Origin of the sequence: Streptomyces sp. NPDC051976, assembly GCF_040680795.1 — a bacterium.
Lineage (GTDB): Bacteria > Actinomycetota > Actinomycetes > Streptomycetales > Streptomycetaceae > Actinacidiphila.
Genome location: NZ_JBFAXL010000035.1, coordinates 36,184 through 59,110, shown reverse-complemented (window position 1 = coordinate 59,110; position 22,927 = coordinate 36,184). Strand labels below are relative to the sequence as shown.

The following is a 22,927-nucleotide window of genomic DNA, read 5'->3' as shown; positions in this document are numbered from 1 at the left end:
AGCGTCGGCCGGAGCCCTTCACGGGCCCGGCCGGCGATTCTCCGAGCGGCCCGGCGGCAGCGCCGCCGGGCTGTGGCCGCGATGCCGCCCCGACGAGAACGGCGGAGTGTCGTGCCAGCTCGAGAACCCGCCGAACTGCAGCGACTCCTCGCCCGACCGGTCTCCCGGGAGCGCCCGGAACAGACGGCGGTACTCGGAGTAGAGAGCGTCGTAGATGGGCGTCGCGCTGCCGCCGCCTCCTGCCGTGTCCTGCCCACTGCGCATGGACGGGATGTAACGCTGGAACGGGGGTCGGGAGGAGGCGTCAAAGGTGTGCACGTATGTGCCAACGACGTGGGATGTCCCGGGATGCGGGCTGCTGGACCGAAATGCAGATCTTTGAGCGCACTGCGGCCGGACGGCGCACGCCGAGGGGCGCGTACGTGGTTCCGTACGCGCCCCTGCGGACAGCGGTTCACTCCTGAGGGTCCCTCCGAGGGGCTCTGAGCGGCCCTTGGGCGGTCCTTGAGCGGCTCTGCGAGCCCCTGAAGCGAGCCCTCTGAGCTCCTGAGGGGGTCAGGTCCCCGCGAGCGGCATCGTGGCGGCCACCAGCAGGCCGCGGGAGCAGGCGCGGGCCAGCGCGTCGCGCATCAGGTCCTCGCGCGGCTGGCGGCCGATGGATCCGGCGGGACCGGCGTAGACGTACACCTCGTTCGTACGGTTGACCGCCGCGCGCCAGCCCTCGCTCACCTGGAGCGGCTGGTGCGCCTGCCACCACGCGGTGGACGCGGGCCCGCCGGGGCCGGGCTGCAGGACGGCGTGCAGCTTGCCGGTGGCCAGCAGCACCGACCAGCCGCCGAGCCGGGACGGCGGCGCCTCCAGGTCGAGCTGGGGCACGAAGCCCTGCTCGATCAGCAGCGGCAGGAAGTCGTCGCCCGCGCCGGTGGCGCCCACCCGGGCGACCGGTCCGGTCGGCTCGATCACCAGGGCGGGGCGCAGCGTGTCCTCGATGATGATCAGACCGCAGGTGATGCCGAGCACCGCCTGCCGGGGGGTGGGGTCGGGCATGGTGACCGGCGCGCCGCCGCCCTGCGCCATCGGCATGCCGGGAGCGCCCGGTGCGCCGGTGCCGCCCTCTTCCCCGCCCATGCTGCGTACGGCGCCCTGCAGTTGCTCCTCGGTGACGGGGACGACCTGCGAGGGGATGCACGCGGCGTGCGCGAACGCCAGCACCGCCGTCTCGTCGCCGACGAACAGCACGGTGCTGGTCCGCTCCTGCCCGGTGTCCCCGGGGGTGCGGCAGGACGTGCAGTCGTAGGTGCCGGGTGCGTTCGCCCCGGTGAGCAGCCGAGTGGTCTCCTCCTCGCCGATCTCGGCACGTACCTCGTCACTCACATCGAGCATGGGCGGCACGGGAGTCTCCTTGAAAGTGCGGTGATGCGGTCACTGATTCGGCCGAATCGCCGGGCCTGCCCCGGCGCATAGTGACAACGGACGATCTGTGGTGGGAGTCACGCTTTGCGGGGGAGGGGATTCCGCTACCGGTCGCCGAGCGTGAGATTCCCGGCCGACCGCTCACCCTGCGTCGAACAGCCGTCGGAGAGCGGCAAGTTGGACATGTGACGCTACTCACCTGATGCGCCGTTTAGATCCTTATTTACGACGATACGTGCACGCCAAGCACCCGTATTCCCGGTCTTCTTACCGCCGGTAACGCTCAACTGGCCTGCGACGTACCGGAATTGTTTGGCCCAGGGCCGTGCGGCTGTCTAGATTCGCCCGCCGTGTGCAAATCGCACCGCCCGGGTTCGGACGGGCGCCGATCCGTGGGGGAGCGGCGCCGGTTCTTGAGCACCACAGGGGGACACCCGGGTCCGTGGAGAGGAATTCCATGGTCTTGAGCTGCAAGTACCGGCATACCGCGCTCATCACCGGCGTGGCCGCCCTGGCCCCGCTGGCCGTCCTGGCCTCGGGGGGCAAGGCGACAGCCGCCGACCAGGGAGTGTGGGACCGTATCGCGCAGTGCGAGAGCGGCGGGAACTGGCACATCAACACCGGCAACGGCTACTACGGCGGACTCCAGTTCGCCGCGAGCACCTGGCGGTCCTACGGCGGCGGCAGCTACGCCTCGCGCGCCGACCTGGCCAGCCGGGAGCAGCAGATCAACATAGCGACAAAGGTCCAGCACGCCAGCGGCTGGGGCGCCTGGCCGGTCTGCTCGCGCCGCGCGGGCGCGACCGGCAGCGCACCGTCGGCAACGACGCCGTCGAAGCCCAGCAAGCCCTCCAAGCCGTCGAAGCCGGCGACCCTGTCGAGCGGGCGCTCCACAGCGGCGGCCAGGACCCGGAGCCTGGAGGCGAACGGCACGCCCGGGACCGTACGCGCCGACCGCGGTACCGCGCGCGCCCTCCTGACCGGTGGCGCCGTGTCCGTCAGCCCGACCGGGCTGGTGCCGCAGGGCGCCCCCCAGTGGTGGCCGCACTGGTGACAGGCCGCTGACGGCGGCCGCCGCGCCCCGTCCGCACCCGTGGCGACGCCTCACGAGGGCCGTGCCGTGTGCCCCGCCCGGTTGCTCCGACCGGGTGGGGCACGTCCGGCCGCGGGCCGTGGCTCACCCGGATCGGCGATGACATGTGCTTAGCGTGGCCCGATGAACGATCAGTCGTCGTATCGTCATATCGCCACACTGCGAGGGGCCGTGAGCCGGGCCACCGTCGCCGTCGCCGCGGTCGGAGCGTTGGTGGTGCTGCCGACGGTGGCCGCCCAGCCCGCGGCGGCCGTGCAGCCCGTCACGCCCGCCCCGCCCGCCGGCCACCCGGCGCCGCCACCGGCGCAGGCCGCTCCGGCCAAGGCAGCCCCCGTGAAGGCGGCCCCAGCGAAGGCCGTTCCGGTCAAGGCGGCCCCCGTGAAGGCCGTTCCGGTCAAGGCGGCCCCGGCGAAGGCCGCCCCCGCGACCGCCCCGCGCGGCGTGTGGAACCGGATCGCCCAGTGCGAGAGCAGCGGCGACTGGCACATCAACACCGGCAACGGCTTCTACGGCGGGCTGCAGTTCTGGCAGCCGACCTGGCAGCGGTTCGGCGGCACGAAATACGCCCCCCGCGCCGACCTCGCCACGCCCGCCCAGCAGATCGCGGTCGCCGAGCGGGTGCGCAGGGCGCAGGGCTGGCGTGCCTGGCCGGTCTGCGCCCGCGCCCAGCGCCTCGCCGCGAAGAAGCACCGCGTGCACACCGTCAGGCGCGGCGAGACGCTGTCCTCCATCGCGCACGACCACGCCGTCACCGGCGGCTGGCAGCGGCTCTACGCCATGAACAAGGCCGCGATCGGCGCCGACCCGGACAACGTCGCCGTGGGACTGGTGCTCACCCTCGCCTGAAGCGCGCGAAGTGTACTGCGACCGCTCCCGAACTCCAGACCGGCGGCGGCCCGTTGTCCGACGGTCTTGTTAGGGTCGGTCAGCGGGCCGCACGGCCTGTTCGGCTGGGGGACACGGGACAGACATGCGCATCACGTTCTTGATTCACAACGCGTACGGCATCGGCGGCACCATCCGTGCCACCTTCAACCTGGCGGGGCAGCTCGCGGCCGAACACGACGTGGAGATCGTCTCGGTGTTCCGCGACCGCGAGCGGCCCGCCTTCGCGATCGACCCCCGGATCCGGCTGCGCCACCTCGCCGACACGCGGGGGGACGTCCCCGGCAGCGTGCGCGAGGACCCGCGGCACGCACTGCCGTCGGCGGTCTTCCCGTCCTCCGACCGGCAGCACGCCATCTACAGCCCGATCACCGACGAGCGCATCGGCCGCTGCCTGGCCGAGCTCGACACCGACGTCCTGGTCGGCACCCGGCCGGGGCTCAATGTCCACATCGCCCGCCAGGCGCCGCGCCACCTCGTCCGGGTCGCCCAGGAGCACCTGACGCTCGACACGCACTCCACCCGGCTCGTCCTGGAGCTGCGCCGCCGCTACCCGGGCCTGGACGCCGTCACCACCACCACCGAGGCCGACGCGGCCGTCTACCGCCGCCGGATGCCCGGCGTGCCCGCCACAGCCATCCCCAACAGCGTCCCGCCCCCCGGCGCCCCGCCCTCCGACTGCACCGCGCCCGTCGTGGTCGCCGCGGGACGCCTCGCCGAGGCCAAGCGGTACGACGACCTCATCCGCGCCTTCGCCGTCGTCTGCGACCGGCACCCGGACTGGGCCCTGCGGCTGTACGGCTCGGGCGACCGGCGCGCGATGCTCGACGCGCTCATCACCGAACTGGGCGTCGGCAAGCACGTGACGATGATGGGCCCGGTCTTCCCGCTGGAGCCCGAGCTGGCCAAGGCGTCGGTGATGGCCGTGACCTCCACCATGGAGTCCTTCGGCATGACCATCGTGGAGGGCATGCGCGCCGGGCTCCCGGTGGTCGCCACCGACTGCCCGCTCGGGCCCCGCGAGATCGTCACGGACGGTGTCAACGGCTTCCTGGTGCCGCCGCGCGACATCGACGCCATCGCGGGCGCGCTGCTCACCCTCGTCGAGGACGACGAGCGCCGCCGGGCGATGGGCCGCGCCGCCCTGGCCACCGCCGAGACCTACGACCCCGCCCTGATCGCGGCCCGGCACGTACGCCTCTTCCAGGCGCTGCTGGACGCCCGCGCGCGCCCCGGCCACCGGGCCCGCGCCGCTGTGCGCCGGGCCGTGGGAGGCACCCTGGGAGCCTTCCTGACCGTGGCCGACACCATCGGGGCGGGCGTCAGGAAGGTGCGGCGGACCTTTCGGGGCGTCAGGTAATCGCACTGGCCGGAAACGGGTTACGGGTCACTTATCCGGGCATCCGAGGAGGCCACCCGCGAACCGCCGGGTAACCGCGGGTATTGCGGAGATGCTGTGCGGGACATGTGTGCGCGGGAAATTCATTGACCTGCGGGTATTCACCCGAAATCGGTAAACCGGAAGGGCACGATCTGTGACACGAGTGTGACGATCAAGGCCCTCGGAGGGAGTGCCGGGGCCTACCGTGTCGGGCATGTCGCCGCAACCGCAGTTTCCGCAGAACCCGCAGGACGACCTCGACGCGTACCTCGGCCTCGACGCCGGTGAGGCGGAGCTCCGGGCCCGTGAGCGGGGCTGGACGACGGTCAGGAGCCTGCCGCCGGGCGCGATCGTGACGCTGGAGTACATGGCCCGCCGGCTGAACTTCACCGTGGAGGAGGGCCGGGTGCGGCGCTGCTGGGCGGGCTGACCGGCTGACCCGTGGCCGCGGCCGGGCATGCTCGTGGCGGGCCCGCGATCGCGCAGGCCCGCCGGGTGTACGGGTGGGGGAAGGTCAGCCGACCATGCCGCGGCCGCGCACCTGCTGGTGCGCGAGCGGGGTGGCGCTGGGGCGTACGGGACGCTCGACGGGCGGGCGGCGGCTGCCGACGGGAGTGAGCGGGGTCCGCTCGTTGCGTCCCGTGGGGGGCCTGCCGGGCGCGTGCGGGGCCGTGGCGCCCGGAACGGCCGTGGCGCCCGTCGCGGGGCCGGAGCCGCCGCGTGCGCCCGCACCGACCGTCTCGCGGCTCGGCACCTGCTCGTCGTCGCCCGTGGCGGTCCGCTGGGTGACCAGGACCGGGCTCGCGGGCACCGGCGCGGCCAGCGGACCGGCCGAGCGGTCACGCATCCGCTGCCAGGCGGCGAGGATGTACGCCTCGGCCCGCGCCATCGCCGGTTCGAACCACGGCAGCGCCAGCAGGATCAGCAGCCCCGCGGCCCAGCCGAGCAGCACATCGCTGACCCAGTGGGTGCCGAGGTAGACGGTGGTCGCTCCCACGCCCAGCGCGAGCAGCGCGCTGATCACGGAGCCCAGCCGCCGGGCCCGCGGCGTGGTGGCCAGATACGCCAGAACGCCCCAGGTCACGACCGCGTTCGCGGTGTGGCCCGAGGGAAATATATCGCCGCCGGCGAACATCTCGGCCGATCCGACGGTCGTCGCGTAGTGCGGTCCGAGCCGTCCGAGGCCGTATTTCACGGCCCCCACGGTGATGTTCAGCAGCAGCAGCGAGGTGCCGAGAACCAGCAGCGGGTGCAGGGTGCGGTGGCGCCACGCGCGCCAGCCCAGCCATGCCAGCACCATCACCGCGGTCGGTCCGCGCTGGCCCAGGACCACGAAATAGTCCAGGAACGCGTGGATTTGCGGCCATTGTTTGTAAGGACGCCAGAGCATGACCTGCCAGTCCAGCGTCACCAGCTTGGAGGTGGTGAGGACGCCCACGACGATGGCGACGTAAACCGCCAGCGTCAGACCGAACAGCCATACGCGGGTTCGGCTCATCCGCGGCACGTCGCCACGGGTCGTGGGGTGCTCCGCCGGACGGAGGAGCTTCTCATCGGTACGCACCCAAAGGACGTTACAGCGTGTGACGGCACAGTTCGGCCGAACGGGCTGCTTTGTAATGACGATGTGATGTGGAGTGCGTCTCACTGCGGCTTTGCGGGCCGTGGTTTCGGCGGAATAGCGTGGCGGCTGGAGTTTATGTTCGGGTGTTGATACTCACACCTCCTTGGCGCGCCGCTCCGTTCTTATTTATCGCTTATTTCCCTCACCTTTCTGTGGCGTTTCCCGTCCGATAGCCGGGGCGCCGCGTCCGCACGGTGTGACCTGGGCCACAGGGGGTCCTCAGCTGCGTCGCGTACGCTGGCCAATCACCCGACAGTGGCCGGAGGCCCGCGGGGGGAACCAGGCGCCGCGAAGGCGAGCGCGCAGGGAGGTACGCAGATGACAGGGACGACCGTGACCCGCAGGTCCAGGCCTGCGACGACCGTCCCCCTGTTCGCCACCCGCCAGGCCAGCCGCTGGACGATCCTCTTCGTCCTCTGCGTCAGCCTGCTGATCGTGGCGCTCGACGCCACCGTGCTCCACGTGGCCGTGCCCGCGCTCACCGAGGACCTGCGGCCCAGCTCGCAGGGCCTGCTGTGGATCGTGGACGCCTACCCGCTGGTCGCCGCCTCGCTGCTGATCCTCTTCGGCACGCTGGGCGACCGGATCGGCCGCCGCAAGGTGCTGCTGATCGGCTACGGGCTCTTCGGCGTCGCCTCCGCGCTGGCCGCCTTCGCGCCCAGCCCCATGGTGTTGATCGCCGCACGCGCGCTGCTCGGCGCCGGCGGCGCCATGATCATGCCTGCCACTTTGTCGATACTTCGACAGGTCTTCCCGGACCGCCGCGAGCGGGCCATGGCGATCGGCGTCTGGAGCGCGGTCGCCGCCGTCGGCGCCGCGGTCGGACCGGTGCTCGGCGGCTTCCTGGTCGAGCACTTCTGGTGGGGCTCGGTCTTCCTGATCAACATCCCGCTGATGGCCGTCATGCTCGTGGTGGGCCGGATGCTGCTGCCGGAGTCCAGGGGCGGCGCCGACGGCCCGTGGGACGTACTCGGCGCCCTGACGGCCGCGGGCGGCGTCCTCGGCGTGGTGCTCGGCATGAAGCGGCTCGGCGCCGGCGCGGGCCCGCTGAACGCCTCCGTGTGCGTACCGCTGATCGTCGGCGCGGCGCTGCTCGTCCTCTTCATACGCCGCCAGCGGCAGCGAAAGCACCCGCTGATCGACATCAAGATGTTTGCGCAGGTCGCCTTCTCCACCTCCGTCGGCTGCATCGTGCTGGCCATGCTCGCCCTGGTCGGCCTGGAGCTCATCGCCGTCCAGTACCTGCAGCTCGTCCTCGGCCTCAGCCCGTTCCAGACCGGCTTGCGGCTGCTGCCGCTCACCTTCGCCGCGATGGGCGCCGGGCTCGCCGGATCGCGGCTGCTGACCCGCTTCGGGCCGCGCGCCATGGTCTCCAGCGGCTTCGTCCTCACCGCCGTCGCGGTGCTCTCGCTGACCGCGATGGGTCAGCACGACCGTCCGATGCTGCTCACCACCGCCTTCGTCCTGCTCGGCTTCGGCCTGGAGACCACCCTCTTCGGCGCCTACGAGTCGATGCTCAGCGAGGCCCCGGCCCGCCAGGCGGGCGGCGCCGCGGCGATCGGCGAGACGTCGTACCAGCTCGGCGCGGGCATGGGCATCGCGCTGCTCGGCAGTGTGATGAACGCCGCCTACACCCCGGGCGTGGCGCACACCCCCGGTGTCAGCGCGGCGGACGGCGCCGCGGCGGGCAACTCGCTCGGTGAGGCGTACGACATCGCCGACCGGCTCGGCGGCGGCCCCGGCGCGGCCCTGCGGCACGCCGCCCGGCACGCCTTTGTCACCGGGCTGCATGTGACACTGCTGGTCAGCGCCGCCCTGCTGCTCGTCGGCGCGCTCGCCGCGCTGCGGCTGCCGCGGGTCATGGAGTGCGGCAGCCTGGACCGGGCCGCCGCTCTGACCTCCTGCGACGCCCTGCTTCCGGCACGCCGGGAACCGGTGGAACTGCTCCGCCCGGCGCGCCAGGAGTCGCTGGCCGTCGCCCGGTCTGGACTCGCGGGAGACTGAGCCGTAACGTCGGCGCGAGCCGCCAGTTACCACCGCTAGTTTTGCCGGAGGACCGTCATGCCCGCACCTTCCGCAGCGAAGCCGCCGCCCTTCGACCCGTACGACCCGCTCGGCCTCGACGACCTGCTGACGCCGGAGGACCGCGCGGTCCGCGACACCGTGCGCGGCTGGGCCGCCGACCGGGTGCTGCCCCATGTGGCGGGCTGGTACGAGCGCGGCGAACTGCCCGTCATCCGCGAACTCGCCCGCGAACTGGGCGCCATCGGCGCGCTCGGCATGTCGCTGACCGGCTACGGCTGTGCGGGAGCCAGCGCCGTCCAGTACGGCCTGGCCTGCCTGGAGCTGGAAGCCGCCGACTCCGGCATCCGCTCCCTGGTGTCGGTCCAGGGCTCGCTGGCGATGTACGCCATCCACCGCTTCGGCTCCGAGGAGCAGAAGCAGCGCTGGCTGCCGTCCATGGCCGCCGGCGAGGTCATCGGCTGCTTCGGCCTCACCGAGCCCGACCACGGCTCCGACCCGGCCGAGATGCGCACCTACGCCAAGCGCGACGGCGGGGGCACTGACGCCGACTGGATCCTCAGCGGCCGCAAGATGTGGATCACCAACGGCTCGGTGGCGGGCGTCGCCGTCGTCTGGGCGCAGACCGACGAGGGGATCCGCGGCTTCGCCGTCCCCACCGACACCCCCGGCTTCTCCGCCCCCGAGATCCACCACAAGTGGAGCCTGCGCGCCTCGGTCACCAGCGAACTCGTACTCGACGACGTACGCCTCCCGGCCGACGCGGTGTTCCCCGAGGTCACCGGCCTGCGCGGCCCGTTGAGCTGTCTGAACCACGCCCGCTACGGAATCGTCTGGGGCGCGATGGGCGCCGCCCGCAGCAGCTTCGAGTCCGCGCTCGAATACGCCAGGACGCGCGAGCAGTTCGGCAAGCCGATCGGTGGCTTCCAGCTCACCCAGGCCAAACTCGCCGACATGGCCGTCGAACTGCACAAGGGCATCCTGCTCGCCCACCACCTGGGGCAGCGGATGGACGCCGGACGGCTGCGGCCCGAGCAGGTCAGCTTCGGGAAGCTCAACAACGTCCGCGAGGCGATCGAGATCTGCCGCACCGCCCGCACCATCCTGGGCGCCAACGGGATCTCGCTGGAGTACCCGGTGATGCGGCACGCGACCAACCTGGAGTCCGTGCTCACCTACGAGGGCACGGTCGAGATGCACCAACTGGTGCTGGGCAAGGCACTCACCGGACTCGACGCGTTCCGCGGCTGACGCGGAGTGCGCCGGGACGTCCGGTGAGGGCCTTGCTCAGTTCTGGTTGAAGAAGCCGTCGCCGCCGCGGGCGGTGTCGGCGTTCATCACCATGTAGTCGGCCGGGGTCAGCAGGAAGACCCGGGTGGCGACGCGCTCGATGGAGCCGCGCAGCCCGAACGTGAGACCGGCGGCGAAGTCGACGACGCGCTTGGCGTCGGTCGGCTCCATGCCGGTGAGGTTGACGATCACGGGGACACCGGCGCGGAACAGCTCACCGATGCCACGCGCGTCCCGGAAGCCGTCCGGAGTGACGGTGGCGATCCGGCGGCCCTGTTCCTCGGCCGCCTCCGTGGCCACCCGCACCCGCGGGTCGGTCACCCAGGTGTCGGCACGCTCGGAACCCTCGCCGTAGTCGGCGTACTCCTCGTCGTAGTAACTCTCGTCGCCGTTGTCGTCGACGAGGCCCAGCCAGGCACTCGCCCGTCGAACCGATCCCATGACGCCTCCTCTCTCACACGCGGTCGGTACCGTCCGCAGTCCTATGGTCGTCCATGATGCGGAGGATGCGCCAAGCGGATTGCCGCCTCGCAGGCGACTTGTGACGGTACTGGTGCACACGATAGTGGCGGATCGTCAGGTAGCCACAGGTGTAAGCAAGGTGACGGATCGGTGGAAGCGCTCTCCACTTCCGGGTGACGGCGGGGGCCGTCCGGCCGAATCAGGCCGTGCGTGACCGCCCGCTGGGGTGTGGGTGGTTGGCGGTAGCATGACCGCCGATCACAGGGACAGTCACCGGGGGAGCCATGTTCGGGATCATCAGGCCGTGCCGTCATCGCATGTCGGAGGGGTTGGCGGCGTCGTGGCTCGCCCATCTGTGCGGGCTCTGCCTGGCGCTGCGTGACGGGCACGGCCAGTTCGCGCGGATGGCCACCAACTACGACGGACTGGTGATCTCGGTGCTCGTCGAGGCGCAGTCCACGCCCGGCGCGGTGGATTCGCGGCGTAAGGCAGGACCCTGCCCGCTGCGCGGGATGCGGACCGCGCCGGTGGCCATGGGCGAGGGCGCGCGGCTGGCCGCGGCCGTCTCACTGGTGCTGGCCTCGGCGAAGATGCGCGACCATGTCGAGGACGCCGACGGGGCGTTCAGGCGGCGGCCGGTCGCCGCGGCGGCCCGTACGGTGGCGCGCCGCTGGGACCGCGCGGGTGCCCGGACCGGCGGCGACCTGGGCTTCGACACCGCCGTGCTGCTCGACGCGGTCGGGCGGCAGAGCGAGATCGAGGCGGCGGCGGGCCCCGGCACCTCGCTGCTGACCATCACGGAACCGACCGAGACGGCCACCGCGGCGGCCTTCGCCCACACCGCGGTGCTCGCCGGGCGGCCCGGCAACCTGGCGCCGCTGGAGGAGGCGGGACGGCTCTTCGGCCGCCTCGCCCATCTGCTCGACGCGGTCGAGGACCTGGCCGCCGACACCCGCTCCGGCGCCTGGAACCCGCTGACCGCGACCGGCACGGACCTCGGCGAGGCCCGCCGGCTGTGCGACGACGCTCTGCACGGCATACGCCTGGCCCTGAAGGACGCCGACTTCGCGGGGTCCACGTCGGGGCGGCTGACGCACATGCTCCTCGTCCACGAGCTGGGACGGTCGGTGGACAGGGCGTTCGGCACGGGCGGTTGCTCCCACGGGACGGCGGCGGGGCCGGCCGACGGGCCGTACGCCTCCGGTGGGAACCCGTACGGTCCCGGGCCGAATCCCTACGCGCCCGGTGGTCCCGGGCAGAGCCCGTACGCGCCGGGCGGACCGGGGCAGAACCCTTACTCGCCCGGCGGTCCCGGCTTCCCCGGCGGGGGCTTCCCGCCGCCCCCCGAGCCGCCGCGTCGCCGTGGACTGCTCGCCGGGTGCCTGGTCTACACGGGCATGTGCTGCACCTGCGAGCTCTGCTGCCGCGAGCACGACGACGCGTGGAGCGGGCAGCGCCGGGACGCCTGGTGCAACAGCTGCGACTGCGACGGGTGCTCGGACTGCTGCGACTGTTGCGAGTGCTGTGAGTGTTGCGAATGCTGCGACTGCGGCTGCTGAGGTCGGTGTCCTGAGGTCAGCCGCGGGAGGGGGGCTCCCGCGGCTGAAGTGCCGTCATATCCATGGTGGGGCGCGGGTGGTCGCGGCCGAATGCCCCCTTGTGTGTTTCCTGTGAGGTCTGAATACTCCTGTGTACTTGTCAGGCACACGACGAGTTCGAATATCGGAGCGAGTCTGACGGTACACCGACAAATCCACCCTCCACCCCACAGGAGGAACCGCGTGAAGACCACCCGACGCATCCAACTGCTGGCCGTCACTTCCGGCCTGCTGGCGGCCACCGCGTTCGCGCTGCCGTCCGCCGTCGCCGCCCCCACGGCGAAGGCCACCCCCGCCACCGCCGCCTCCGTCGCCGCGTCGCTCGGCACGGGCAGCACCGCGGGCACCTACTACGACACCGCCTCGAAGGCCACCGTCGTCAACGTCACCAACCAGGCGGCGGCCGACACCGTCCGCGCCGCGGGCGCCACCCCCCGGCTGGTCGCCCACAGCGCCGCGCAGCTCGCCAAGGCGGCCGACGCCACCAAGGCCGCGGACATCGCGGGCAGCGCCTGGTCCGTCGACCCGCGCAGCGACACCCTGTCGGTCACCGTCGACAGCCGGGTCACCGCGGCCCAGTTGGCGCGCCTGAAGCAGTCCACGGCCGGCTACGGCGACGCCGTGCACATCAGCCGGGTCGCGGGCAGGTTCAGCAAGCTGCTCTCCGGCGGCGACGCGATCTACACCGACAGCTGGCGCTGCTCGGTCGGCTTCAATGTCCGCAGCGGCAGCACGTACTACTTCCTGACCGCGGGTCACTGCACCGAGGGCTACCCGGACTACTACACCAGCGGTGGCACGTACATCGGCCCGACGGTCGGTACCAGCTTCCCGAACAACGACTACGGCATCGTCCGCTACGACTCCTCCGTCGCCCACAGCGGAACCGTCGGCAGCCAGGACATCACCAGCGCCGCGAACGCGTACGTCGGCGAGTCCGTCAAGCGCCGCGGCTCCACCACCGGCATCCACGGCGGGTCCGTGACCGGCCTCAACGCCACCGTCAACTACGGCAACGGCGAGGTCGTCTACGGCCTCATCCAGACCAACGTCTGCGCCGAGCCCGGCGACAGCGGCGGCTCCCTCTACGACGGCTCCAAGGCCATCGGCCTGACCTCCGGCGGCAGCGGCAACTGCACCTCCGGCGGCACGACCTTCTTCCAGCCGGTGACGGAGGCGCTCAGCGCCTACGGCGTCAGCGTCTACTGACGGTCCTCTTCCGGTTCCGGCGTCTCCACCGTTCCCTGCGCGGTGGAGGCGCCGGTTCTCATGTCCACGGTGAGTGCGCCGGCCTGATCCCGGGTCATGTGGGACCGGCCGTGGTGGGTACGGGACCGGCCGGTGTCCGTGAGGAACGCCAGCAGGCGGGCGGCCTCCGCCTCGACCGCCGCCCGGTCCTCGGCGGACGTCCACTCGCCGAACGGTTCCACCACCAGCGTCGCGCCGTCGCGCCGCTCGTCGAGGCGCCAGATGCCGTGGACGAAACCGTCCACCAGATAGGTGCCGCGCCGCTCCCGGCCGCTGTACACGACGCGCGCCCGGTCGTCGTCGGTGCGGAAGACCCGGGAGCGGTCGTCGTGCGACAGCAGCAGATTGTCGTACTGCGGCAGAAAGCGCGGGGGAGCGGGGACCTCGGGTCCGGGGAAGGGGGCGCCGGGCACGTCGTACAACTCGGTGCCGCGCTCGTCGCGGTAGTTCACGAGGCGGTCGGCCAGGCGGGCGAGGACGGTACGGACCGCGGTGAGACCCGACCAGACGGCGATGTCGGCGGCGGAGGCGGGGCCGAAGGCGGCGAGGTAGCGCAGGACGGCGGTGTCGGTTCCGGTGTCGGTGTCGGTGCCTGTTTTCGTGTCCGGGTGCGGGTCCGGGTGGCTTTCCGGGCGGAGGGCGGCGGCGTCGAGCCAGGTGTCGGCCGGGACATGGCGGGCCGCGCCCGAGGTGCGCCACAGGCCGCGCGGCGGCGGCTGGACCAGCGGCAGCCGGGCGCCGACCGCGGCGCCGAGCGCGAGCCGGTCGCGGTCGGGCCAGCGTTCCCGCAGCCGGTCGCCCAGCTCACTGGTCGTCATCGGCCGCTCCTCCAGCAGCGGGCGGGCGGCGCGGACCACCTCGTTCAGGTCGAGCCCGGCGAGCGCCTTGCGGAAGGTGCCGAGCATCCGCTGGTCGATCACCCGCTGCATCACCGGGCGCAGCGCCAGGCAGTCCCTGTCGGTCACCAGGTGGATCGTCCAGCGCATCAGACCGATCCGTACCGCCGCACGCCTGCTGAGCAGGTCCGACAACTCGTCCGGCGCGAAGTCCGCCACCCGCGACCACAGTCCCACATACGGGTCCTGCGGCACCTGGGCCTGCATGCCGACCAACCGCTCGATCGCCTCGGCCGCGCCGACCGCGTTCCTGTGCAGCAGCGACTGCCGTGCCAGCAGCGAGCGGTTGAGCGTGCGCCGGTCGAGCGTGGCACCTGCGGCGGGGGCAGGGGCGGCCGGGCGGGCGTGAGGGGTGGGGCGGGTCGTCATGGTGTCCAGCGTAGGAAGGCTTGCGGTCAGTTCCTGTCCGCAAGCCTTCCCGACCGGTCGGAGCGGCCGGTCGGCGCGGCCCGTCAGCGAAGGGTGACGGTGCGTTCCCCCAGATAGGTGGTGTACGAGGTGACGGCGGTGGGCACCTGCAGCGCCTTGTGCTCCTGGTAGAGGCGGCGGATCTCAGCGAACGGGCCGCCCGCGGCGCTCAACTCGGCCGCCGAGTCGAGCAGCGCCACATCGCCGGCTGCCAGCGCCTCCAGCGGCTGTCCGGGCGGCGCGTCGGCCAGGCCCCAGGCGTCCCACGGCAGCACCTCGGCCCCGTTCATCGCCGCGAGGTCCCGCACCACGTTGTTCTGCACGAACCACAGCCCCTGGAGCCCGATGCCGCCGACCCCGTACGCCTCCGGGTCGGCCGCGCCGCTGCGGCAGTCCTGCCAGGCCCGCCCGGCCACCAGGAACCGGTCGCGCGGCACGTCGCACGGGTCGAAGTCGATCCCGTACCCCTTCGCCGGCTCGGGCGCGGCCAGTTGGGGATCCGCCAGCAGCCAGCCGCGTCCGGTGTCCCAGAACTCGGTGACCCAGTGGTCGTCGTGGAACCCGGGGGTGAAGTAGGTGGCGAACCCGACGCGGGGCCTGGCCGGTATGCCCTTGGCGCGCAGGGCGGAGCACAGCAGCAGAGCGAAGTCCCGGCAGGTCCCGGCGAATCGCCGTGCCGGGTCGCGCGGCCGGTCCAGCGGCGCGTCGTCGAGGCCGCGGACCGCCGCCAGGATGTCCGCCGCATAGCGCGTCTCCGCCTCGGTGTGCTTGCGCTCCCGCGGCAGCGCGTACCCGAAGAGGTGCTCCGACTCCTCGCGGTGTACGAGCAGACCACGCACCGCCTCCGCCAGCGCGCGCGGTTCCGCGGGGAGCCCGGCGAAGGCCGCGGGGCTGCCCGGATCACTGACCCGGCTCTGCGTCCGGTAGAAATCTCTTTCGATGGCGTCCATGCCGGAACCCTGCCGGAAATTCGCCCCGAATTTCAACCCGCGGAAACTCGGCGGGATTTCGGGCCGGGGAAAGGGGCGAATTCCGCCCCGGGCGGGAGCGTCACTCCACTGGGCCGCTGACGGCTCCCGAACCGCGGCCCCAGCCATAGGCCCGGTCGGCGCGCAGGGTGATGACCAGGCGCTTGTCGGCGACCATCGCGGCGCGGTACTCGTCCCAGTTCGGGTGCTCGCCCTGGATCGCGCGGAAGACGTCGATCAGTTCCTCCACCGTGGCGTCGTGCGGATCCGCGGCCACCGGGGTCAGTTCCGCTTCGCCCTCGGCGACCAGATACGCCCCGAGATCGGAGGTGGAGACATAAAAGCTGGCCCGCGGATCGCGGCGCAGATTGCGGGTCTTCGCACGGTCGTCGGTCGCCGAAATGCGGATGGTACGGGTCTTGTCGTCATAGGTGAACGCCACATTGGACAACTGCGGGCGCCCGTCCCGCTTCAGGGTGACGAGGACGCCGGTGCGGCGCTCCCGCAGAAGGTCGAACAGCGTGCCGGCGGGTGATTCTTCCTGGCTCACAGTCACTCCGATTCTGGTTCCGGTGCTGATTCCTGCTCCCTGAGGGGGAACGCCATGACCGTGGCCCCGATTCCGAGCGTGCCGGGGGCGTGCGGGGCCCGCGCCGCCTCGTGGAGCTCGTCGAAGAGCGCGGCCAGCCGCTGCCGGAAGTCCTCCCAGACCTCCGGCTCCACCCACAGCTCCAGGTCCGAGGTCACGCCCGGCGCGTCCGGGGCGCGGCGGGCGGCGCGGGCCCGCAGGTTGTGGGCGAGCGCCTCGGCGAGCAGCGGCGCCCCTTCGTGCCTCTGGTCGGAGAGCGGCGAGCCGTGCACCGCGAGGTAACGGCGTTCCCGCCCGCCCCTGTTGGACCGCACCTCCGCGAGCCGCACCAGCCCGGCCGCGTCCAGCTTGCGCAGATGCTGGCTGGCCAGGGCGTGCGAGATGCCGAGTTCACGGGCCAGTTCGGCGGCGGACAGCGGCGCGTTCCAGACCAGGGACACCATGCGCAGCCGTACCGGATGGGCGAGGGCTCGCAGGAGGGGATCGTTCGCCGTCATGGGCCCATTAGATCGCGTACACCGCACCGGGAGCGGGAGCGATGTTGCCGCTCATGACTCCCAAGCAATAGATTGGGGGTCATGACGGTACGGAGGGTCCTGGGGGACCGTGTCGCGGCGACCTATCTGGGCGGGGTGCTGGTCTCCGGGTTCGGCGACGCGGCGATGCTGCTGGTCGCCGGCATCTGGGTGAAGACGCTGACGGGTTCCAGCAGCCTCGCGGCGGCGGTGACCTTCTGCGTGTGGGCGCCCACCCTGGCAGGTCCCGTGCTGGGCACCCTCGCCGACCGGGTGCGCCGCCGCCCCTTGCTGATCTGGGTCAACGTGGTGCTCGCGGCCCTCCTCCCCCTTCTCCTCGCGGTGCGCGCCGGGCGCGACGTCTGGCTGCTCTTCGCGGTCTTCTTCGTGATCGGCACCGCCTCCGTACTGTCGGACGCCGCCGAGGCGGGCATCGTCACCGCCGCCGTACCCGCCGCCCTGCGCGGCGACTTCAACGGTCTGCGGATGACCGTCAACGAGGCCATGAAACTGCTGGCCCCCCTCGCGGGCGCCGGGCTCTTCCTCCGGTACGGCGGTGGCGCCGTCGCCGTCCTCGACGCCGTCACCTTCGTGCTCGCCGCCGCGGCCTTCGCCGCCCTGCGCGTGCGCGAGCAGCCGCCCGCCCCGCCTGTCGCGGGGTGGCGCGAGCAGACCGCGGAGGGCGTCCGCTATCTACGCCGGCACCCGCTGCTCCGGCCGCTGGTGACCGCCGGAGCCGTCGCCATGCTGCTGTCCGGGCTCAGCAGCGCCACGATCTACGAGATGACCGACGCCGGTCTGCACCGCCCGCCCGCCTTCGTCGCGGTGCTGTACATGGTCCAGGGCGCCGGGTCGATCGTCGCCGGAGTGGTCGCCGGGGCTGTCATGCGCCGGCTTCCGGAACGCGTCTTCGCCGCCACCGGTCTGCTGCTCTTCACCGCCGGCGCCGCCGTGCGCGCCGTGCCGTCCCTCCCTGTCGTCCTCACCGGAACCCTGGCCATCGGGGTCGGGCTGCCCTGGGTCATCGTCGCGGGCTTCACCGCCGTCCAGCAGCACACCGAACCGGCGCTGGTCGGCAGGGTCGCCGCCACCGCGGGCACGGTGATCTTCGCGCCCACCGCCCTGTCCGCCGCCCTCGGCGCCGGCCTGGTCGCCCTCATCGACTACCGCGTCCAACTCGCCGCCGTCGGCGTCCTCGGCCTCCTCTGCGCTGCCCTCCTTCTCCTGCTCCGCCCGCGTACTTACCCGTCAGACGTCCCCGCCGCCGAGCGGGAACACGGCGTGCTGTCCCCAGCGGACGCCGTCGAAGGCCACCAACTGGACCTCGGCGACCCGAGTCCCCAGCAGCACTAGCGCGTCGGCGCACTCCTTCTGCACCGCCGCGTACACCTCCTCCGACTGCCACTGCGCGACGGTCAGATGGGGCGCGGGGTCGGCGAAAGCGCCTCCGTAGGGCGGTGCTTCCGGCCACCGCGCCGCCACCGCCGCGGTGAGTGCCCGTACCGGACCGTCCGGTTCGGGTACCAGCCACAGCAGTTCGGGGAAGCGGTCGAACCGCGGGAAACGCACCTCGAACGGCTCATGCCCCGCGAACAGCTCGCGCAGCGCCGCCAGCACCCCCGTGTCGATCCGCTCCACCGGCAGGAACGGGTACAGCACCGACACATGCGCGGGCACCCCTTCGGCCGCGGCCGTGTCGTACCGCTGCCGGGCGCGGCCCACCACCGGATCCGCCTCCGGAACCATGATCACCAAAGCGGTCGTGCCCGCCGGCCGCCGCGGTGTCTGCTCATCGCTCATGCCCCGCATCGTCCCGATCCGCGGCCCGTACCGCCACCCCTTGCCGCCTGTCCGCGCGTCGCGCGTCACCGGCCGTCGCGCGGTGCACTCGGGTGGCCACACGGCGGTATTCGTGCAGGTCCCCGCCCTTTCGGGGGTCGCCGATGCATCTCGTACGCATGTTCGAAATCTGGTTTATGGTGGTGGTGAGGAGACGCGAAAGGCGGGTCGGACAGGGGGTGGGGAAACAGCGGGAGGCACGGATGGGCGGCGGTGGATTCACGCATCTCCATGCCGCGTCCGGCTTCTCGCTGCGATACGGGGCGGGACACGCGGACCAGCTCGCGGAGCGGGCGGCGGAACGGGGGATGGACGCGCTGGCACTCACCGATCGGGACACGGTGGCGGGGGTCGTACGGTTCGCCAAGGCGTGCGAGCGGGTCGGGGTGCGGCCGCTCTTCGGGGCCGGGCTGGCGGTGCCCGGCTACGAGGACGGCCCGGCGGCGGGTGCGCGCCGTCGGCGTACCCCGGTGCGAGGCGGTGCCTTCGTCGACGAGAGCGCGCCGCGCGCCGTCTTCCTTGCCCGGAACCGGGCAGGCTGGGCCGCCCTGTGCCGGATGATCTCGGCCGCGCACCGCCCCGCCGACGACTCCGCCGCCCGCCCCCCGGCAGGCGGCGCCGTGCCCCGGCTGGACTGGGACGACCTGTCCTCGGACGGCCTGTACGTCCTGCTCGGGCCGGACTCCGAGGTCGGCCGCGCGCTGTCGGCGGGACGTCCTGACCGGGCCGCCCGGCTGCTCGGCCCCTGGCGGGAGATCTACGGCAGCGCCCTGCGGCTGGAGGCCGTCTGCCACAACCGCCAGGGCACCGGTCCCGGCTCGCTGCGGCTGGCCGCCCGCACCCTGGGGTTCGCCGCGGAACAGGGCGTCGCCGCGCTGCTCAGCAACGCCGTGCGCTACCCGGACCCCGACCAGCACGAGGCCGCCGACATCCTGGACTCCGCCCGCCGCCTGGTCCCCATCGACACGCGCAGGCCCGAGCGGCTGGACAGCGGCGAGCGCTGGCTCAAGGGCACCGTCGACATGGCCCGGATCGCCGAGCGGGTCGCCGAGGCCGCGGGGGAGGGGCGGACCGGGGCGCACCGGCTGCTGCGCACCACCGAGGAGACGGCCGCGAGCTGCGCCCTGGACCCCGTGGACGACCTGGGGATCGGGCGCCCGCACTTCCCGGAGCCCGGTGTCATCGGAGTGAGCGCCCGCACCGACGACCGGGTGCTGTACTCCCGCTGCGCCGCCGGAATGGTCCGCAAGGGCTACGCCGGCAAGCGCGCGTACTGGGCGCGGCTCGACGAGGAGCTGAAGGTCGTCCGGCAGCTCCGCTTCGCGCCGTACTTCCTCACCGTCGGGCAGGTCGTCGACGACGTGAAGGCGATGGGCATCCGGGTGGCCGCCCGCGGGTCCGGCACGGGCTCGCTGATCAACCACCTGCTGGGTATCGCGACCGCCGACCCCCTCGAACACGGCCTGCTCATGGAGCGCTTCCTGTCCGTCCACCGCAAGGAACTCCCCGACATCGACATCGACGTGGAGTCGGCCCGCCGGCTCGACGTCTACCGGGCGATCTTCGAACGGTTCGGGGCCGACCGGGTCGCCACGGTGGCCATGCCGGAGACCTACCGGGTCCGGCACGCCATCCGGGACGTGGGCGCCGCGCTCGGCATGGACCCGGTGGTCATCGACCGGCTGGCGAAGGCCTTCCCGCACATCCGGGCGAAGGACGCCAGGACCGCCCTCGCCGAGCTTCCCGAACTGCGCGCCGTCGCCGAGGAGGACCACGGCAGGCTCTGGGAACTCGTCGAGGCGCTCGACGGCCTGCCCCGCGGGATCGCCATGCACCCGTGCGGGGTGCTGCTCTCCGACGCGACGCTGCTGGACCGCACCCCCGTCATGCCGACCAGCGGCGAGGGCTTCCCCATGTCGCAGTTCGACAAGGAGGACGTGGAGGACCTCAAGCTGCTCAAGCTCGACGTCCTGGGGGTGCGGATGCAGTCCGCGATGGCCTACGCGGTGGACGAGATCGCCCGCGCCACCGGCGAGCGGATCGACCTGGAGGACCCCGACCAGGTCCCGGCGGGCGACGCGGCGACCTACGAGCTGATCCGCTCCGCCGAGACGCTCGGCTGCTTCCAGATCGAGTCCCCCGGGCAGCGCGACCTCGTGGGCCGCCTGCAGCCCGCCACCTTCCACGACCTGGTGGTCGACATCTCGCTCTTCCGGCCGGGACCGGTCGCCGCCGACATGGTGCGCCCCTTCATCGAGGCGCGGCACGGCCGCGCGCCGATGCGCTCTCCGCACAAGGACCTGGACGAGGTGCTGCGCGAGACCTACGGAGTGGTGGTCTTCCACGAGCAGGTGATCGGGATCATCGATGTGATGACCCACTGCGGGCGGGCGACGGCGGACGAGATGCGCCGCGCGCTGTCCGATCCTGACCAGCAGGGACGGGTGATGGCGTGGTTCGGCGCCGGCGCGCGCGCCCACGGCTACTCGCCGGAGGAGATCAGGCGCAGCTGGGAGATCCTGAGCGCCTTCGGCAGCTACGGGTTCTGCAAAGCGCACGCCGTCGCCTTCGCGGTGCCCACCTACCAGTCGGCCTGGCTCAAGGCGCATCGCCCCGCGGCCTTCTACGCCGGTGTCCTCACCCACGATCCGGGGATGTACCCCAAGCGGCTGCTGCTCGCGGACGCGCGGCGGCGCGGGGTGCCGGTGCTGCCGCTGGACGTGAACCGGTCCGCCGCTGATTACCGAATCGAACTGGAGTCCGGTAAATGGGGGTTGCGGCTGGCCCTGTCCGAGGTGCACGGCATCAGCACGGCCGAGACCGAACGGCTGGTGGCGGGGCAGCCCTACTCCTCGCTCCAGGACCTGTGGCGGCGGGCCCGGCCTGGCCGCCCGGTCGCCGAACGGCTGGCCCAGGTCGGCGCGCTGGACTCCTTCGGTGCCAACCGCCGCGACCTGCTGCTCCAGATCGCCGAACTCCACCGGCAGGGGCGGGCCAAGGGCGCGCACGAGGGGCAGCTCCCGCTGGGCGGGGACGACAGCCGCGCCGAGTCCGCGGGCCTGCCCGACATGGACGCCACCGAACGCCTCGGTGCCGAACTGGGCGTCCTCGGCATGGACGCCTCCCGTCATCTGATGCATGATCACCACTCCTTCCTGTCCGAACTGGGAGCCGTCCCCGCGAAGGCACTGCGCGGGATACGGCACGGCCAGACCGTGCTGGTCGCCGGGGCCAAGGGCGCCACCCAGACCCCGCCGATCCGCTCCGGCCGCCGCGTCATCTTCACCACCCTCGACGACGGCACCGGCCTGGTGGACTGCGCCTTCTTCGACGACAGCCACGAGGCGTGCGCCCACACGGTCTTTCACTCCTTCCTGCTGCTGGTCCGCGGTGTGGTCCAGCGGCGCGGGCCGCAGAGTCTCAGCGTGGTCGGCGCCGCGGCGTGGAACCTCGCCGAACTCGTCGAACTGCGCCGCTCCGGCGGCCTGGAGGCCGTCGCCGAACGGCTCGCCCAGGACACCGGGGCCGTGGCACCCGACGTCCCGGCCGACGAGCGCCGCATCCGCCTGCCCACGGGCTACGAGATGCACCCGTGGGCCGATCTCCAGCCGGCCGGCGACCGCGCCGCCACCGGCCGCAAGCTGTGGCACTCCAGCCCCGGGAGCGCCGGATGACCGGGCTGCGCGTGCTCTTCGTCCAGGCCACCGGCCGCCAGACCCCCGACGGTCTGGAGACCCTCCTCGGCCTGCTGGCGGACATCACCCCGGTGGTCGAGGCGCTGCCACCGGACGCCGCGCTCGCGGACGTCAGCGGCAGCGTCCGGTACTTCCACCGGGACGCCGTCGAGATCGGGCACCTGGTGCGGGTGCGCGCACTGGCCTGGCACGGCCTCGACTGCACCGTCGGAGTCGCTGCCAGCCCCCTGCTCGCCCGGATGGCGGCGCACGGAGGGCTGCCCGGCACGGTCCGTGTCGTGCCGGACGACCCGGCGGAGGTCGCGGCCTTCCTGAACCCCCGGCCGGTGGCGGCATTGCCCGGCGTGGGGCCGAGCACGGCCCGCACGCTGGGCGACTACGGACTCGACACCATCGGCCGGATCGCGGCCACCCCGGTGCCCACCCTGCAGCGCATCCTCGGGGTGCGGCTGGGCCGCACCCTCCACCAGCACGCCCACGGTGTCGATCCGACGCCGGTGGTGCCGAAGGCCCCGGCGCGCTCGGCCACCGCCGACCACCGGTTCGACCCCCATGAACTGGACGACGAGCAACGCCGCCGCGTCCTGCTGGGGCTCGCCGTCGACCTCGGGCTGCGACTGCGGAGCGACGGCCAGGTGGGGCGCGCGCTCACCCTCACCGTGAGCTACGCCGACCGGTCGTCCACCACCCGCACCCGGGCCTTCCGGGAACCCACGGCCCACGCCCCCGTGCTCTCCGGCACCGCCTATGCCCTCCATGACGCCCTGGGCCTGCAGCGGGCCCGGGTGACCGCTCTCTCCCTCCGTGTCGAGGACCTGACGGCGGCCGAACTCTCCAGCCATCAGCTCACCTTTGACCGCCAGGCGGCCAACGCCCGCCAGGTGGAGTCCGTCGTCGACCGCATCGCGGCCAGATGGCCCGGCGCGGTAGGTCCCGCGACCCTCGCCGGGCTCCCGCGACGCGACGCCTACCGCGCTTCCTGAACGCCCGAGCGCGAGTCG

At 72.6% G+C, this 22,927-nt stretch carries 20 protein-coding genes; 11 read left to right on the top strand and 9 right to left on the bottom strand.

All coding sequences use genetic code 11. The annotated features are described in order from the left end of the window. Positions 1-18: 18 nt before the first annotated feature. Complete coding sequence (locus AB0M29_RS29100) at positions 19-264, bottom strand: hypothetical protein (RefSeq protein ID WP_365387883.1); 246 nt, start codon at positions 262-264, stop codon at positions 19-21. Between the two features lie 291 nt (positions 265-555). Beyond that, the gene (locus AB0M29_RS29095) at positions 556-1,392 is read right to left on the bottom strand and encodes a hypothetical protein (protein WP_365387882.1); all 837 of its coding nucleotides are present in this window, start codon (positions 1,390-1,392) and stop codon (positions 556-558) included. 478 nt (positions 1,393-1,870) lie between these two features. Between AB0M29_RS29095 and AB0M29_RS29090 the strand changes: the two genes are divergently transcribed. The 4 genes from AB0M29_RS29090 (at position 1,871) to AB0M29_RS29075 (ending at position 5,202) form a co-directional block, all read left to right on the top strand. Further along, positions 1,871-2,467, top strand: a complete 597-nt coding sequence (locus AB0M29_RS29090) for a transglycosylase family protein (RefSeq protein WP_365387880.1) — start codon at positions 1,871-1,873, stop codon at positions 2,465-2,467. A 162-nt stretch (positions 2,468-2,629) separates the two neighbouring features. Beyond that, on the top strand, positions 2,630-3,352 hold the full coding sequence (locus AB0M29_RS29085) for a transglycosylase family protein (RefSeq protein WP_365387878.1): 723 nt from the start codon (positions 2,630-2,632) through the stop codon (positions 3,350-3,352). Positions 3,353-3,476: 124 nt separating this feature from the next. Next, positions 3,477-4,751: a glycosyltransferase family 4 protein gene (locus AB0M29_RS29080; RefSeq protein ID WP_365387875.1), complete on the top strand. Its 1,275-nt coding sequence runs from the start codon at positions 3,477-3,479 to the stop codon at positions 4,749-4,751. A gap of 235 nt (positions 4,752-4,986) precedes the next feature. Then, positions 4,987-5,202 (top strand): I78 family peptidase inhibitor, encoded by a 216-nt coding sequence (locus AB0M29_RS29075; protein ID WP_365387873.1) that lies wholly within the window; start codon positions 4,987-4,989, stop codon positions 5,200-5,202. An 84-nt stretch (positions 5,203-5,286) separates the two neighbouring features. On the opposite strand, the gene AB0M29_RS29070 is transcribed toward AB0M29_RS29075, so the two are convergent. Next, a complete protein-coding gene (locus tag AB0M29_RS29070; RefSeq protein ID WP_365387871.1) occupies positions 5,287-6,336 on the bottom strand; it encodes a phosphatase PAP2 family protein in 1,050 nt (349 codons plus the stop codon). Positions 6,337-6,714: 378 nt separating this feature from the next. On the opposite strand from AB0M29_RS29070, the gene AB0M29_RS29065 reads away from it, so the two are divergent. After that, a complete protein-coding gene (locus AB0M29_RS29065; RefSeq protein WP_365387870.1) occupies positions 6,715-8,400 on the top strand; it encodes an MFS transporter in 1,686 nt (561 codons plus the stop codon). Positions 8,401-8,457: 57 nt separating this feature from the next. Then, positions 8,458-9,669, top strand: a complete 1,212-nt coding sequence (locus tag AB0M29_RS29060; RefSeq protein WP_365387868.1) for an acyl-CoA dehydrogenase family protein — start codon at positions 8,458-8,460, stop codon at positions 9,667-9,669. A gap of 36 nt (positions 9,670-9,705) precedes the next feature. On the opposite strand, the gene AB0M29_RS29055 is transcribed toward AB0M29_RS29060, so the two are convergent. Beyond that, positions 9,706-10,149, bottom strand: a complete 444-nt coding sequence (locus AB0M29_RS29055) for a cell division protein SepF (RefSeq protein ID WP_365387866.1) — start codon at positions 10,147-10,149, stop codon at positions 9,706-9,708. Between the two features lie 305 nt (positions 10,150-10,454). Between AB0M29_RS29055 and AB0M29_RS29050 the strand changes: the two genes are divergently transcribed. Both AB0M29_RS29050 and AB0M29_RS29045 read left to right on the top strand, forming a co-directional pair. Then, positions 10,455-11,729, top strand: a complete 1,275-nt coding sequence (locus tag AB0M29_RS29050) for a DUF5685 family protein (protein WP_365387864.1) — start codon at positions 10,455-10,457, stop codon at positions 11,727-11,729. A 222-nt stretch (positions 11,730-11,951) separates the two neighbouring features. Continuing rightward, positions 11,952-12,977 (top strand): S1 family peptidase, encoded by a 1,026-nt coding sequence (locus AB0M29_RS29045; RefSeq protein WP_365387863.1) that lies wholly within the window; start codon positions 11,952-11,954, stop codon positions 12,975-12,977. Here the strand turns inward: AB0M29_RS29045 and AB0M29_RS29040 are convergent. From AB0M29_RS29040 to AB0M29_RS29025, 4 genes are all read right to left on the bottom strand, one after another. Next, positions 12,971-14,281 (bottom strand): winged helix DNA-binding domain-containing protein, encoded by a 1,311-nt coding sequence (locus AB0M29_RS29040; protein WP_365387861.1) that lies wholly within the window; start codon positions 14,279-14,281, stop codon positions 12,971-12,973. The genes AB0M29_RS29045 and AB0M29_RS29040 overlap by 7 nt on opposite strands. An 83-nt stretch (positions 14,282-14,364) precedes the next feature. Then, complete coding sequence (locus AB0M29_RS29035; protein ID WP_365387859.1) at positions 14,365-15,270, bottom strand: transglutaminase-like domain-containing protein; 906 nt, start codon at positions 15,268-15,270, stop codon at positions 14,365-14,367. A 100-nt stretch (positions 15,271-15,370) separates the two neighbouring features. Beyond that, the gene (locus AB0M29_RS29030; protein WP_365387857.1) at positions 15,371-15,838 is read right to left on the bottom strand and encodes a PPOX class F420-dependent oxidoreductase; all 468 of its coding nucleotides are present in this window, start codon (positions 15,836-15,838) and stop codon (positions 15,371-15,373) included. A 2-nt stretch (positions 15,839-15,840) separates the two neighbouring features. Next, positions 15,841-16,374 (bottom strand): metalloregulator ArsR/SmtB family transcription factor, encoded by a 534-nt coding sequence (locus AB0M29_RS29025; RefSeq protein ID WP_365387855.1) that lies wholly within the window; start codon positions 16,372-16,374, stop codon positions 15,841-15,843. Positions 16,375-16,455: 81 nt separating this feature from the next. Between AB0M29_RS29025 and AB0M29_RS29020 the strand changes: the two genes are divergently transcribed. After that, on the top strand, positions 16,456-17,745 hold the full coding sequence (locus AB0M29_RS29020; RefSeq protein ID WP_365387853.1) for an MFS transporter: 1,290 nt from the start codon (positions 16,456-16,458) through the stop codon (positions 17,743-17,745). Here AB0M29_RS29020 and AB0M29_RS29015 read toward each other — a convergent pair. Continuing rightward, positions 17,641-18,192, bottom strand: coding sequence for a 2'-5' RNA ligase family protein (locus AB0M29_RS29015; protein ID WP_365387850.1), 552 nt, complete (start codon positions 18,190-18,192; stop codon positions 17,641-17,643). The genes AB0M29_RS29020 and AB0M29_RS29015 overlap by 105 nt on opposite strands. Positions 18,193-18,434: 242 nt before the next feature. On the opposite strand from AB0M29_RS29015, the gene dnaE reads away from it, so the two are divergent. Beyond that, entirely contained in the window at positions 18,435-21,905 is a 3,471-nt protein-coding gene (gene dnaE / locus AB0M29_RS29010) for a DNA polymerase III subunit alpha (protein WP_365387847.1), read from the top strand. Beyond that, positions 21,902-22,909, top strand: coding sequence for a hypothetical protein (locus AB0M29_RS29005; protein ID WP_365387846.1), 1,008 nt, complete (start codon positions 21,902-21,904; stop codon positions 22,907-22,909). The genes dnaE and AB0M29_RS29005 overlap by 4 nt, the downstream gene beginning before the upstream one ends. Positions 22,910-22,927 lie beyond the last annotated feature (18 nt).